14 protein-coding genes are annotated in these 13,366 nt (G+C 64.2%); 6 read left to right on the top strand and 8 right to left on the bottom strand.

Annotation, left to right across the window (positions count from 1 at the left end; genetic code table 11):
* Positions 1-188: 188 nt before the first annotated feature.
* From recN to E4O92_RS22105, 3 genes are all read right to left on the bottom strand, one after another.
* Complete coding sequence (gene recN / locus E4O92_RS22115) at positions 189-1,853, bottom strand: DNA repair protein RecN (protein ID WP_135191834.1); 1,665 nt, start codon at positions 1,851-1,853, stop codon at positions 189-191.
* Between the two features lie 57 nt (positions 1,854-1,910).
* On the bottom strand, positions 1,911-2,786 hold the full coding sequence (locus E4O92_RS22110; RefSeq protein WP_135191833.1) for an NAD kinase: 876 nt from the start codon (positions 2,784-2,786) through the stop codon (positions 1,911-1,913).
* A gap of 128 nt (positions 2,787-2,914) precedes the next feature.
* Positions 2,915-3,802, bottom strand: a complete 888-nt coding sequence (locus E4O92_RS22105) for a DUF3667 domain-containing protein (protein ID WP_135191832.1) — start codon at positions 3,800-3,802, stop codon at positions 2,915-2,917.
* A 135-nt stretch (positions 3,803-3,937) separates the two neighbouring features.
* Between E4O92_RS22105 and E4O92_RS22100 the strand changes: the two genes are divergently transcribed.
* The 3 genes from E4O92_RS22100 (at position 3,938) to gloA (ending at position 5,340) form a co-directional block, all read left to right on the top strand.
* Complete coding sequence (locus tag E4O92_RS22100) at positions 3,938-4,237, top strand: hypothetical protein (RefSeq protein WP_135191831.1); 300 nt, start codon at positions 3,938-3,940, stop codon at positions 4,235-4,237.
* Between the two features lie 48 nt (positions 4,238-4,285).
* The gene (locus E4O92_RS22095) at positions 4,286-4,711 is read left to right on the top strand and encodes an OsmC family protein (protein ID WP_167759862.1); all 426 of its coding nucleotides are present in this window, start codon (positions 4,286-4,288) and stop codon (positions 4,709-4,711) included.
* 215 nt (positions 4,712-4,926) lie between these two features.
* The gene (gene gloA, locus E4O92_RS22090) at positions 4,927-5,340 is read left to right on the top strand and encodes a lactoylglutathione lyase (RefSeq protein ID WP_135191829.1); all 414 of its coding nucleotides are present in this window, start codon (positions 4,927-4,929) and stop codon (positions 5,338-5,340) included.
* A gap of 59 nt (positions 5,341-5,399) precedes the next feature.
* Here gloA and E4O92_RS22085 read toward each other — a convergent pair whose 3' ends face one another.
* The 5 genes from E4O92_RS22085 to E4O92_RS22065 all read right to left on the bottom strand — a co-directional run bounded on the left by E4O92_RS22085 (position 5,400) and on the right by E4O92_RS22065 (position 10,043).
* Positions 5,400-6,572, bottom strand: coding sequence for an NHL repeat-containing protein (locus E4O92_RS22085; RefSeq protein WP_135191828.1), 1,173 nt, complete (start codon positions 6,570-6,572; stop codon positions 5,400-5,402).
* Between the two features lie 260 nt (positions 6,573-6,832).
* Positions 6,833-8,188 carry a TolC family outer membrane protein gene (locus E4O92_RS22080; protein ID WP_135191827.1) on the bottom strand — a complete coding sequence of 452 codons (1,356 nt, stop codon included), beginning with the start codon at positions 8,186-8,188 and terminating at the stop codon, positions 6,833-6,835.
* Between the two features lie 40 nt (positions 8,189-8,228).
* On the bottom strand, positions 8,229-8,552 hold the full coding sequence (locus tag E4O92_RS22075) for a rhodanese-like domain-containing protein (protein ID WP_135191826.1): 324 nt from the start codon (positions 8,550-8,552) through the stop codon (positions 8,229-8,231).
* Positions 8,553-8,563: 11 nt separating this feature from the next.
* Positions 8,564-9,217, bottom strand: coding sequence for a protein-L-isoaspartate O-methyltransferase family protein (locus E4O92_RS22070; RefSeq protein ID WP_135191825.1), 654 nt, complete (start codon positions 9,215-9,217; stop codon positions 8,564-8,566).
* A 163-nt stretch (positions 9,218-9,380) separates the two neighbouring features.
* Complete coding sequence (locus E4O92_RS22065; protein ID WP_135191824.1) at positions 9,381-10,043, bottom strand: TetR/AcrR family transcriptional regulator; 663 nt, start codon at positions 10,041-10,043, stop codon at positions 9,381-9,383.
* Positions 10,044-10,248: 205 nt separating this feature from the next.
* Between E4O92_RS22065 and E4O92_RS22060 the strand changes: the two genes are divergently transcribed.
* The 3 genes from E4O92_RS22060 to recQ all read left to right on the top strand — a co-directional run bounded on the left by E4O92_RS22060 (position 10,249) and on the right by recQ (position 13,301).
* On the top strand, positions 10,249-10,512 hold the full coding sequence (locus E4O92_RS22060; RefSeq protein WP_135191823.1) for a YkgJ family cysteine cluster protein: 264 nt from the start codon (positions 10,249-10,251) through the stop codon (positions 10,510-10,512).
* Between the two features lie 133 nt (positions 10,513-10,645).
* Positions 10,646-11,479 (top strand): undecaprenyl-diphosphate phosphatase, encoded by an 834-nt coding sequence (locus E4O92_RS22055; RefSeq protein WP_135191822.1) that lies wholly within the window; start codon positions 10,646-10,648, stop codon positions 11,477-11,479.
* A 4-nt stretch (positions 11,480-11,483) separates the two neighbouring features.
* Positions 11,484-13,301 (top strand): DNA helicase RecQ, encoded by a 1,818-nt coding sequence (gene recQ / locus E4O92_RS22050; RefSeq protein WP_135191821.1) that lies wholly within the window; start codon positions 11,484-11,486, stop codon positions 13,299-13,301.
* The last annotated feature ends 65 nt before the right edge of the window (positions 13,302-13,366 follow it).

The following is a 13,366-nucleotide window of genomic DNA, read 5'->3' as shown; positions in this document are numbered from 1 at the left end:
TGCGCACAGGTGCGCACCCTACGCCACTGCGCCTGCAAACGGCCGGGCCTGACTGATCACCGTAGGGTGCGCACCAGTGCGCACGCGGTACGGGTGCGCAGTGGTGGCCGCGCCGCGAGCCCGCAAACGGTGACCGCGTGCGCACAGGTCCTCGGCGGCCCCGCGCCCCCTACGCCTCAGGTCAACCGTTACGACGCCAGCAATTCCCGCGCGTGCTTACGCGTGGTTTCGGTGATCTCGATGCCGCCCAGCATACGCGCCACTTCCTCCACCCGTGACTGGCTGTCGAGCACTTCGATGCGCGAGGCCGTCTTGCCCGCCTCGGTGGTGCCCTTGGCCACCTGGAAGTGCTGGTTGGCCTGGCTCGCCACCTGCGGCAGGTGGGTCACGCACAGCACCTGGCGGCTTTGTCCAAGACGTTTGAGCAGGCGCCCCACCACCTCGGCCACGCCGCCGCCGATGCCGGTGTCGACCTCGTCGAAAATCAGGGTCGGCGTGGTGGTCGCGTCGGACGTGATGACGGAAATGGCCAGCGCGATGCGCGCCAGTTCGCCGCCCGACGCCACCCTGGCCAGCGGCCGCGGCGCAACACCGGCGTGGCCAGCGACCATGAACTCGACCTGCTCGAGCCCGTGCGCACCCGGTTCGCAAGCGTTGAGGGCGACCACGAAGCTGCCGCCGCTCATCGACAATTCCTGCATCGCGGCCGTCACCTGGCTGCTCAGAAGGCTGGCCGCCTGCGTGCGGGTGCGCGAAAGCTGTTCGGCCGCGCCCATGTACGCCGCCTGCGCCTGTTCTTCCTGCTTGCGCAGGCCGTCGATGTCGGTCGCGTCGGCCAACTGCCGCAGCTTGCCGGACAGCGTCGCGTGTTCTTCCGGCAGCGCTTCCGGCGCCACGCGGAACTTGCGCGCGGTGGTGTGGAGCGCGTCCAGCCGTGCCTCGACCTGCTGCAGCCGGTCGGGATCGAGCTCGACCTTGTCCAGATAATTGTTCAGCGCATACACTGCTTCCTGCAGCTGGATGCGGGCCGGCTCAAGGCAGTCGAGCACCCCCTGCAGCCCCGCGTCGACGTCGGCCAGCTTGGACAGCTTCTGGTTCAGCGACGACAGCTGCGACAGGATCGGATGATCCGACTCCGAGATGACAGCCAGCGCTTCCTGCGCCCCTTCGAGCAGGCTGGCCGCATGCGACAGGCGGCTGTGCTCGTTGGTGATCTCGGCCCATTCGCCCGGCTTGGCGGCCAGCTTGTCCAGCTCCCCCACCTGCCACTCGAGCCGCTCGCGTTCGAGCAGCACGTTCTTGGCATTGGTTTCGTATTCCTCGCGCTGGCGCGACAACGCGCGCCACGCCTTGTACGCATTGGCCACCGCTTGGACCTCGCCGCGCGCGGCCGGGTTGCGCACCGCGACCTGGTTGTCGAGCAAAGCGCGCTGTGCGTCAAGCTTGAGCAGCGACTGGTGCGCGTGCTGGCCGTGGATATCGACCAGCAGGTCGCCCAGCTCGCGCAGCTGGGCGGCGGTGGCGGCGATGCCGTTGATGTAGGCCTTGGAGCGGCCGGCGTTGTCGATCACGCGGCGCAGCAGCGCCCCGCCCTCCTCGACCGCGAACTCGTGCTGCGCCAGCCAGTTGCCGGCCGCCTCGTTCACCGCGAAGTCGGCGCTGATGTCGGCCTTGGCTGCGCCCTCGCGCACCATGCTGGCCTCGCCCCGCCCGCCCAGCGCCAACTGCAGCGCATCGATCAGGATCGACTTGCCGGCGCCGGTCTCGCCGGTGAAAACGGAAAAACCGCTGGAGAATTCAAGTTCGATCGAATCGACGATGACGAAGTCGCGGATGGTGAGTGTGCGCAGCATGAAAAACCTGGTCTCCTGTGTGTCGTTTCTTATCTTGCGGCTTAGAGGTTGGGCGGCTTATTCGTTCCAGTGCAGCTTTTCGCGCAGCGTGTGGTAATAGCTCCAGCCTTCCGGATGCAGGAAGGTGATGCTGTGCGGCGCGCGCGCGATCACGATTTTGTCGCCGTGCTGCAGGCTGGCGAAGGTCTGCATGTCGAAGTTGACCGAGATGTCGCGCCCGCCGACGATCTCGACCACGATCTCGCTGGAGTCGGGCACCACGATCGGGCGGTTCGACAGCGCGTGCGGCGCGATCGGCACCAGCGATATGCCGGCCAGCGTCGGGTGCAGCAGCGGCCCGCCGGCCGACAGCGCGTAGGCGGTCGAGCCGGTCGGCGTGGCCACGATCAGCCCGTCCGAACGCTGGTTGTACATGAACTGCCCGTCGACCGTGACCTTCAGCTCGGCCATGCCGGCGCCGGTGCCGCGCGCGACCACCACGTCGTTGACCGCGACGGCGCAAAAGATCTCCTCGCCGGCGCGCAGCACCCGCCCCTGGAGCAGCGTGCGCTTTTCGGCACTGGCCTGGCCCTCGAGAATCTCGCCCAGCGCCGGCACCATGCGCTCGATCGGGATATCGGTCATGAAGCCCAGGCGGCCCTGGTTAATACCGATCAGCGGCACCTCGTACCTGGCCAGCTGGCGCGCGATGCCGAGCATGGTGCCGTCGCCGCCGACCACCACCGCCGCGCTTGCGCGCTCGCCGATTTCAGTGACCGTCATCGCGTCGATGCCGGGCAGGCGCACGTGGGCCGCGGTCTCGGCCTCGAACACAACGCGGTAGCCGGCGTGCTGCAGGAACTGGACGATGTTGGTGACCGGGCCTTCGATGCCGGCCGTGTTGTGCCGCACGACCAGCGCGATGATTTTTTGCGGTTCAGGCGTAGCGGACATAGGATTGGTGCGCGGACGGTGACGGAACACGCGGAGATTAACCGATAATTCCTGCTTCTGCTACAAGGCCGCCCAGCAAATACTGTACAAACACACAGTATAGCGGCGGCGGCCGGGCGATCGCAAGTTCAGACCAGGATAGCCATCAGCAGCGCGGCCACGAGCGCCATCCCGATGCTAATGCCGTGCAGCGCCATCAGCACGATCCAGCGCAGCGCGGTCATGCGCCGGCTGCCGCCGTAGACCCGGCGCATGGCGGCCGGCAGGTAGAACACCAGCCACAATCCCAGCAGTCCGTGCACGTAAGGGATGAAGGATGGCGTCACCAGCAGCAGGGTCAGCATCAGGAACGCGAACGCGTTGGTGTGCAGCGCGAACAGCAGGTGCTCGCCATAGCGCCGGCCCGAGCCGAGGTAGAGCAGCTTCAGATAGGCGGCAAACAGCGGCATCATGCAGAACACCGCGTACGGCGCGTAGCCGAAGAAGGCCGCCACCAGCTGGTGCTGCTGCTCTTTGTCGGACAGGTCGGTGAACTTGGTCGCCTTTTCGGCCAGCTTGGGATGGACCTTCGCCAGCAGGTTGCGAAATTCGCCGTCCGTGCGGCCGTCAGCTTCGCGCGACTTGTCATCCGCCTGGGCGTGGATCTCGGCGCGCAGCTTGGCGCTTTCGTGCCCGGCCTGGTCATTGCCGTGGCCGTTGCCGCTTAACTTGAACAGCACGAAGAAGATCAGGCTGAAAGTCAGGTACAGCCGCAGCGGCAGCACATAGCGCGCGCGCCGGCCCTGCAGGTACTCGAGCGTCAGCCGCCCGGGACGAAACAACAGCAGCGCCAGCGACTTCCACAGCTTGCCTTCGAGCGCGACGTAGTGGCCCACGAACTCGTGCAGGAACTCGCCGGCCGATGGCACGTGCAGCTTGGTCTCCTGTCCGCACTGGTGGCAAAAGTGGCCGCTCACCGCCGACTCGCAGTTCGGGCACTGGCTGACCGGCTCGTGAAGAATGACTTCGGAATTCAAGGCTGCGTCCCTGTTTGATAACTTGAAGACAGCATGTTAACCAGTTAATTGCAAATTTGCATCATCCAATTGCGCGACTTGCTTGCTCCCGAACGCTTAGGATTCATGCAACTGCAGACGTGAAGGAGAGTTGCCATGGCGACCGACAGCAAAGACCGCTCCATCAATACCGCCAGCCCGGAGCACTACCCGGACAAACTCCAGCCGAACGAACGCGACGAGTCGCCCGATGAGCACGACCAGCGGCCGCGCGGCATCATCAAGCAGGCTGCCGAGGACCTGGCCCAGGGCCTGGTCGACACCGACATGCGCGGCGGCGACACGGGGCTGGAAGAGGTGGTGCAGCCGGCGCCGGGAGCGACCGGCCAGGCCAACCCGCAGCCGGACCGCGCGCATGACATGCACGATCGCGGCTCGAGCGGGAAGAAACAATGAAGCGCCGGGCGGCGATACAGTGACAAAACTTACGCGGAGGACAGCATGATCAAACGCACAGGAAGCGCCGTCTGGAATGGCGGCCTGAAGGATGGCAAGGGCACCGTCTCGACCCACAGCGGGGTCCTGCAAGACGCGCAATACGGCTTTTCCAGCCGGTTCGAAAGCGGCGCCGGCACCAATCCCGAAGAGCTGATTGCGGCGGCGCATGCCGGCTGCTTCTCGATGGCGCTGTCGGCGCAGCTTGGCGCGGCCGGGCTGACTCCGAGCCGCATCGCCACCACCGCGACTGTTTCGCTGGACAAGGTTGGTGAGGGCTTTGCGATCCCGGCCGTGCATCTGGACGTGGTCGCCAACATTCCCGGCGCCGACCAGTCGGCGTTCGAGACGGCGGCCCAGGCGGCCAAGCAGAACTGCCCGGTGTCGAAACTGCTCAATGCCCAGATCACGATGAATGCGCGGCTGGAGTCGTAGCTGGGGCACGGCAGCACGGCGAATAGGAGGCGTAGGGTGCGCACCTGTGCGCACGCGGTTCGCGAACGTGGCGCAGTGGAATCACGGCCGCAAGTCTGCACGCGATGACCGCATGCGCACAGGTGCGCACCCTACGACGATTCCCCATGCGCATCGGCAAAGATCGCCCCGCGCGCATACAATCGCCTTTTCACTTTCATTATCAAGGACCACGAATGCGCATTCTGCACACCATGCTGCGGGTCGGCGACCTGCAGCGCTCGATCGACTTCTACACCAAAGTACTCGGCATGAAGCTGCTGCGCACCAGCGACAACCCCGAGTACAAATACACGCTGGCCTTCGTGGGCTACGGCAACAACCCCGACCACGCGGAGCTGGAACTGACCTACAACTACGGCGTGGAGCAGTACGAGATCGGCACGGCCTATGGCCACCTCGCGATTTCGGCCGAGGACATCTACGAGGTGTGCGAGCAAGTGCGTGCCAAGGGCGGCAACATCACGCGCGAACCAGGCCCGGTCAAGGGCGGCACCACCGTGATCGCCTTCATCACCGATCCGGACGGCTACAAGGTCGAGCTGATCCAGCGGAAAGACAACCAGGGCGGCGCGGGACTTACGAGCTGACAGCAAACGGCCCGGCGCAATTGCGGACCGGGCCGTTTTGTCGCCTCGCTGTCACCGCATCACGGCGTCCGCGGCAGTGACGGCAAAGCCGCGCGCAGGGCGCGCAAGAACTCGATGACGGTCTGCTCGTTGTTAATCGACGTCAAGCCGGTGTAGTCGCCGATCTTCTTGGCGTCGTGCGGGCCGTTGAGCTGGTTGAGCCCGCTTCCCGCGACATTGAGCTGCCCCTGCTGGAAGACGATCTGCTTAGCCTGGGTCACTTGGATCACGCGCTGATTGAACTGGTCGCTGATCAGGGTATCCCCGTTCGTCAGCCGCACCGCGCGCGTCGGCAAGGGTTTCGGATTGCTGCCCGGCTGCATGTTGGTCACATATTCCCAAACAATCTGGTCATTCGGATTGAGCTCGACCACGCGATTGTTATTGGAATCGGTCACCAGCGTATCGCCATTGGGCAGACGGCTGGCAAAAGCGACGCCATTGAGCGTGCCGCCGGCGGTGAATTGCTTGACGATCGTATTTTCCAGGGTGACCTCGATCGCGCGGTTATTGCCCTTGTCTGCAATCAGGATATTCCCGTTGTCCAGCAATTGCGCGCTGTTCGGCGTATTGAGCTGGTTCGGCCCGTTTCCTTTGGCCCCGGTGGTACCGTACTGGAAGACCAGGCGGCGGTCACGGTCCACGATGATCACGCGCTGGTTGCCCTGGTCGGTGATCAGGAAATGCGGACCGACACGGCGCTGGAAGCCGAAGAAGGCCGAAGCCTGCACCGGAGTGTTGAGCTCGTTGAAGCCGCTGCCGGCGACGCCGGCCTTGCCGTATTGCCAGAGGATGCGACCGTTCCAGTCGACGACGAACACGCGGTTGTCCAGGCAGCCGGTGGCCGGGGTCGAACAGCCGGGCAGCGGCGGCGAAGCAGCGGGGATGCCGGTACCGGTGATCAGGGTCAAGGGCCCGACGGCCTCGGCATCGTTGGCGCCGACCACCGTGTCCGGCCCGGCTTTGTCGGACCCCGTCCCGAACTGCCAGACAATCTGGTGGGTATTCGGGTTGATCTCGATGACGCGGTTATTAAACTGGTCCGCGATCAAGATATTACCCGGATGGTGGACGACCCAGTTCCGGGCCATTGCGTTGCCGGTGCCAAGGGCAAGCGAGATAAAAAATACCGCTCCGGCAAGCGACGACGAAACCTGCAAGCGGCGTTTCAACACTTCGGAATGACCAGCCATGGCATACTCCTTCTTTCGCTACAGGGACAAATAAAACCGCGGTTCGGCTCTGTTTTGAAAAGACAAACAGCGCCCCCCACCAATCGCGCGTCTTGCGGGAAAGATGGATTTCGAACTGCGGAGTGTGCGGAATTTGATCGAGGCTGACTTCGGAAGTTCGGAGCGTGGGCCAATTGCGGCAGTGTCCGACAAGCGCAACGCCCGCACAAACAAAAACGGCGCCGCGGCGCCGTTTTTGTCTTGAAACGAAAGGGCTGTCGTTATTTCTGCAGCAGGTTATTCACCGGCACCAGGTCTTCTTCACGCAGCGCGCCGGCGGCGGACTTGAGCTTGAGGCCGTTGACGATCGTCTGGTAGCGCGCCAGCGCCAGTTGGGTGCGGGTCGAGTACAGCTGGCGCTGGGCGTTGAGCACGTCGATGTTGATGCGCACGCCGACCTGGTAACCCAGCTTGTTCGATTCCAGCGCCGACTGGCTCGACACCTCGGCCGCCTCCAGTGCCTTCACCTGCGCCATTCCGCTGTTCACGCCCAGGAAGGCCTGGCGCGCGTTCAGGGCCGCGCTGCGGCGGTTGGCCTCCAGGTCGTTGCGCGCCTTGTCTTCCAGCGAGATCGCCTCGCGCACGCGGCTGGTCACGCCAAAGCCGCTAAACAGCGGCACGCTCCACTGCACGCCGATCGCATTGTTCTTGACCGTGCCCGGCGAATTGGTATCGCCGTCGAGCTTGGTGTGCCGGGAACTGGCGACCAGGTCCAGCGTCGGGTAGTGACCGGCGCGCTGCTTCGAAATCTCGCGCTTGGCCACTTCCAGGTTCAGCGTTGACGCCACCACGCCGTAATTCTGGTTCTCCGCGGCCGAGGTCCAGTTGTCGATCGCCATCGGCTGCGGCGCGCTCAACGTGACGCCCGGCTTGAGCGGGGCCAGGTTGTCCGGCGCCTTGCCGATGATCGCCTGCAGTGCGGCGCGCTTGACGTCCAGGTCATTGACGGCAGCGAACTCGCGCGACACCACCAGGTCGTAGGCCGCCTGCGCCTCGTGGGTGTCGGTGATGGTCTGGGTGCCGACCTCGAAGTTGCGCTTGGCCGATGCCAGCTGCTCGGTCACCGCGGCCTTCTCGGCGCGCGTCGATTCCAGCGTGTCCTGCGCGGCCAGCACATCAAAGTAAGCCTGCGCGACGCGCGTGATCAGGTCCTGCTGCGCCTGGGCGAAGCTTGCCTCGGCAATCGACTGCTGCAGCTTGCTTTGCTGGTAGGTCTCCCAGCGATCCCAGCGGTACAGCGGCTGTGACAGCGAGACCGTGAATTCATTGGAACGGGTGTCGCCGCGGCTTTCCTGCACCTTCACCGGGACGCCGTTGATCACAACCGTTTCCCCGACGTTCGCCGGCAGGTTGTTGAAATGGTTCTTGACGACGGAGCCGCTGACGAGGGCCGATGGCAGCAACAGTGAACGCCCCTGGGTCGACTTTTCCCGGCCAGCCTCGACGGCGGCGCGCGCGCTCGCAAAGACCGCGTCGTTCGCCAGCGCCTGCTGGTACACCTGGATCAGGTCAGCGGCGCCTGCATTGAGCGAAACAAACGCGCTGGCCAGCAGCACGGCGATTAGGGGTTTCTGCATTGCTTTCTCCATCGGAGTCCTCGAAAGTTATGGAAACAGGTCAATACTTCGGCATCGAAGGCTCGACCTGCACGGCCCAGGCGTGTATTCCGCCCGTCAAATTGGTAATCCTGCTAAATCCGTTCCGCTCCAGGAAGGCCGCGACCTGCATGCTGCGTGCACCGTGGTGGCAGATGCAGACGATGTCCTGGTCGTCATCCAGTTCGCCGCAGCGAATCGGCACCAGGTGCATCGGCATCAGGGTTGCCCCCTCGATGTGGCAGGTCTCGTATTCCCAGTTTTCGCGCACGTCCAGGAGCAGCGGGCGCGGACGCGCCGGGTCGGCCAGCCAGGCCGCCAACTCGAGCGCGGTAATGTGTTCCATATCTGGTCCCGTTAAAACGCAAAGTGCGACGGTTCCGGCGCGCCGGTCAGGCGCTTGAGGTTGGTCTCGAACACCTTGACCGTTTCGTACGCCGTCTCGTCCACGCGGGTGATGATGTTGCACGACATGACCGGCGGTTCGCCCACGATCGCGGCCACGCGCCCGCCCACGTTCAGCTCCTTCAGGAAGGCTTCCGGCAGCAGCGCCAGCGAGCCCGAGATCACGATCACATCGTACGGCGCGCCCTTGGCCCAGCCTTGGGCGCCGTTGCCCAGTTCCACGGTCACGTTGGTGATCCCGGCCTTGGCCAGGTTCCGTTCGCTCAGTTCCTTCAGTTCCGGCGAGATCTCGACCGCGGTCACATGGCGGCCCTTGTATGCCAGCAGCGCGGCCAGATAACCCGAACCGCTGCCCACCAGCAGCACATTATCTTGCTTCTTCAGCATGATCTCTTGCAGCAGGCGCGCCTCGATCTTGGGCGCGAGCATCGACTCACCGCCCGGCAGCGGGATTTCAACGTCGGCGAAAGCCAGGGTCTGGTAGGCTTCCGGCACGAACTGTTCGCGCTTGACCACGTGCAGCAGTTCCAGCACGTCCGGGTCCAGCACGTTCCACGGGCGGATCTGCTGTTCGATCATATTGAAGCGGGCTTGTTCGATATTCATCTCAATACTCGGGGTGAAAAAATAAATAATCCGATATTTTATCGTTGAACGGCCTCAGGAGCACATATTAACGAGATGACAGCAGACTTCGTCGGAAATTGCGACAGTCTGCAGTTTGGAGGGAATGAACGCCTGAAATTCAGGCGCTGACGTGTGCGGGGGCTCAGGCGGACGAGGTGCGGTGCGGGTTATCGGCCGGCAGCAGGCCGCGCAGGGTGAGGTCGAGAAAGGTGTCGAGGAAGACCATCGGGTCCAGTTCCGAGCCATTGCAGGGCGCGACCGAATGCCTCCAGGTGACGAGCATGAGCATCGGCGCGATGATGACCTGGGTGACCATATTGACGTCGACCGGGCGGAACTCGCCGGATGCGACGGCCCGTTCCAGCATGCTCGAAATCATTTTGGTGCCGCGGTCAATCACTTCTTCCCGGTAAAACTGCGCCAGCTCAGGAAAGTTACCGGCCTCGGCCATGACAAGCTTGATGATGCCCGACGCCTTGGTCGCGCCGAGCCTCTGCCACCAGCCGTGGATCAGGATGCGCAGCAGGTCGGCGCTGTGGCCGTCGAAGCCGGCGATCGAATCCTCGGCTTCGCCGAGCGCGCGCACGATGCTGTTGCGCACCACCGCCTTGAACAGTTCTTCCTTGTTCTCGTAATACAGGTACAGCGTGCCTTTCGAGACGCCGGCGCGGCGCGCCACGTCTTCCAGCCGGGTCGAGGCGAAGCCGCGTTCGACGAACAGGTCGACTGCGGCAGCCAGCAGCTCCTCGGGACGCGCATCCTTGCGGCGCTCCCAGCGGGGCTTGGTGTCAAGGGAACCTTCCATTGCTTCTGTTCGACAACTTATAAAGGATTCATCGAATATAGACCCGGGTCAGGGGGCAGTCAAGCGCGGGGGACGCCCATTCCCATGCCACGACGCTTGGGTCATGCCCCGGCGGGGATACCGGCCACCTATAATATGGACAACATGCGGCGAAACTTACAAGGAGTGGCATGGATTTGACGAACCATTGCCAGTTGAGCAAAAAATGAAATGCCGCGACAACTGCGGCGCGTGCTGCATCGCGCCGTCAATCAGCAGCCCCATTCCCGGAATGCCGGACGGGAAACCAGCGGGCGTCAGATGTGTGCAGCTTGACGAGTTCGAGCGGTGCAAGATTTTTGGTCATCCTGACCGGCCGGCGGTCTGCTCGTCGCTCCAACCTGCGGAGGAGTTTTGTGGTGAGAGCCGCGAACAAGCGATGCGTTGGCTTGGGCATGTCGAAGCCATCACCAGGCCGGACAACTGCTAGGCTGACCGCCTGATTACAAAATGTACCGACGGTTGAGCGCCGCCACCGCGCGCCGGCGCGCTCATGGTAAGCTTCCGGCCGCGTCGCTTTCCTTCCGTGCTCGCATTCCCCAATCATTCCACATCAACAAGACATGGACATCATTCTCGCGTTCAAAGCGCTCATCATGGGCCTGGTCGAGGGCTTTACCGAATTCCTCCCGATTTCGTCGACCGGCCACCTGATCCTGGCCGGCAGCCTGCTCAACTTCACGACCGAAAAGGCGAAGGTCTTTGATATCGCGATCCAGGCCGGGGCGATCCTGGCCGTGATGTGGGAATACCGGGCGCGTATCGGCGCCGTGCTGGGGGGGCTGGCCAGCGACGCGCGCCAGCAGAAGTTCGCGCTCAACCTGGTGGTCGCCTTCCTGCCGGCCGCCGTGCTCGGCCTGCTGTTTAACAAGGCGATCAAGGCCCACCTGTTCGCCCCGGTGCCGGTGGCGCTCGCCTTCATCGTCGGCGCGCTGGTGATCCTGTGGGCCGAGCGCCGCCACAAGACCATCCCGGCCGCCACCCGCATCGAAACCGTCGACGACATGACCGTGATCGACGCGCTCAAGGTCGGCTGCGCCCAGGCGTTCGCGCTGATCCCAGGCACCAGCCGCTCGGGCGCGACCATCATCGGCGGCATGCTGTTCGGCCTGTCGCGCAAGGCGGCCACCGAATTCTCGTTCTTCCTCGCGATCCCGACCCTGCTGGCAGCTACCTTCTACTCCGTGCTCAAGGAGCGCGCCATGCTCTCGAGCGCCGACCTGCCGCTCTTTGGCATCGGCGGCGTGGCCGCCTTCGTCTCCGCCTTCCTGTGCGTGCGCTGGCTGCTGCGCTACATCAGCACCCATGACTTCACCGCGTTCGCCTGGTACCGGATCGCGTTCGGCCTGATGATCCTGGCCACCGGCTATTTCGAGTGGATCGTCTGGGCGGAGTAAGGCAATGACAAGCGACATCGGCTCAGGCGCGCTGCACCTGCTGCAGACGGTATTCGGCTACCCGGCGTTTCGCGGGCAGCAGGCCGACATCGTCGGGCACGTGGCAAGCGGCGGCGACGCGCTGGTGCTGATGCCCACCGGCGGCGGCAAGTCGCTGTGCTACCAGATCCCGGCGCTGCTGCGCGACGGCGTCGGCGTCGTGATCTCGCCGCTGATCGCGCTGATGCAGGACCAGGTCGACGCGCTGGCCGAAGTGGGCGTGCGCGCGGCCTTCCTCAATTCGACCCAGAGTTTTGATGAGACCCTGCGCGTCGAGCGCCAGGTGCGCACCGGTGAACTGGACCTGGTGTACGTGGCGCCCGAGCGCCTGATGACGCCGCGCTGCCTGGAGCTGTTCGAGGCCTCGAATATCGCCCTGTTTGCGATCGACGAGGCGCACTGCGTCTCGCAATGGGGCCACGACTTCCGGCCCGAATACATCCGGCTGTCGATCCTGCACGAGCGCTTCCCGCAGGTGCCGCGCATCGCGCTGACCGCCACCGCGGACCGCATGACGCGCGCCGAGATCGCGCACCGGCTGCAGCTGGAGGACGCGCGCCAGTTCGTCTCGTCGTTCGACCGCCCCAACATCCGCTACTCGATTGTTGAAAAAACCAACGGCCGCAAGCAGCTGCTGGACTTCATCACCACCGAGCATTCCGGCGACTCGGGCATCGTGTACTGCCTGTCGCGCAAAAAGGTCGAGGAAACCGCCGAGTTCCTGAACGAGAGCGGAATCAAGGCCCTGCCCTACCACGCCGGCATGGAGCATGCGAAGCGCGCCGCCAACCAGGCGCGTTTTCTGCGCGAAGAGAACATCGTAATGGTGGCGACGATCGCGTTCGGCATGGGCATCGACAAACCGGACGTGCGCTTCGTGTGCCACCTTGATCTGCCCAAGAGCATCGAGGGCTACTACCAGGAGACCGGACGCGCCGGGCGTGACGGCATGCCGGCCAGCGCCTGGATGGCATACGGCCTGCAGGACGTGGTGCTGCAGCGGCGCATGATCGACGAATCCGAAGCCGACGAAAACTTCAAGCGCGTGCTGTCGACCAAGCTCGATGCGATGCTCGGCCTGTGCGAGACCCTGTCATGCCGGCGCATGCGCCTGCTCGAATACTTCGGCGAAGGCTCCAGCCCGTGCGGCAACTGCGACACCTGCCTGGTCCCGCCGGTCTCGTTCGACGGCACGGTGCCGATGCAAAAGCTGCTGTCGACGATCTATCGAGTTGGCCAGCGCTTCGCGGCCGGACACGTGATCGACGTGCTGCGCGGTGCGGAATCGGAACGGATCATGCAGTGGCACCACGACAAGCTGTCAGTGTACGGCGTGGGCAGCGACCGCAGCGAACAGGAATGGCGCGCTATCCTGCGCCAGGCGATCGCGCTCGGCTTCGTCACGGTCGACCACGAAGCCTTCAGCTCGCTCAAGCTCACCGAACTGGCGCGCGCGGTGCTCAAGGGTGAGCAGAAAGTACAGCTACGGCAGTACCAGAAACCGGTCAAGCCAAAGCGCGTCAGCAGTCCGCGCGGGTACGAGGAGACGGAGCTGTCCAAGTCCGAGCAGGCGATCTTCGACAAGCTGCGCTGGTGGCGCGTCGAGACCGCGCGCGCCCACGGCGTGCCGGCCTATGTCGTGTTCCAGGACGCGACGCTGCGCGAAATCGCCAAGGTCAAGCCGACCTCGCTCGACCAGCTGCGCGGCGTATCGGGCGTGGGGGAGAAGAAGCTCACCTCGTACGGCGACGAGATCGTCGAGATCATTGGCGAGATGATGTAGCGGATGGTTTGCAGGTAGTCCGTAGCCATCGCAGGTCGTAGGGTGCGCACCTGTGCGCACGCGGT

Origin of the sequence: Massilia horti (genome assembly GCF_004614195.1) — a bacterium.
Lineage (GTDB): Bacteria > Pseudomonadota > Gammaproteobacteria > Burkholderiales > Burkholderiaceae_D > Telluria > Telluria horti.
Note: the sequence above shows the minus strand (reverse complement) of the source record. Positions and strands in the feature narration are given on the sequence as shown.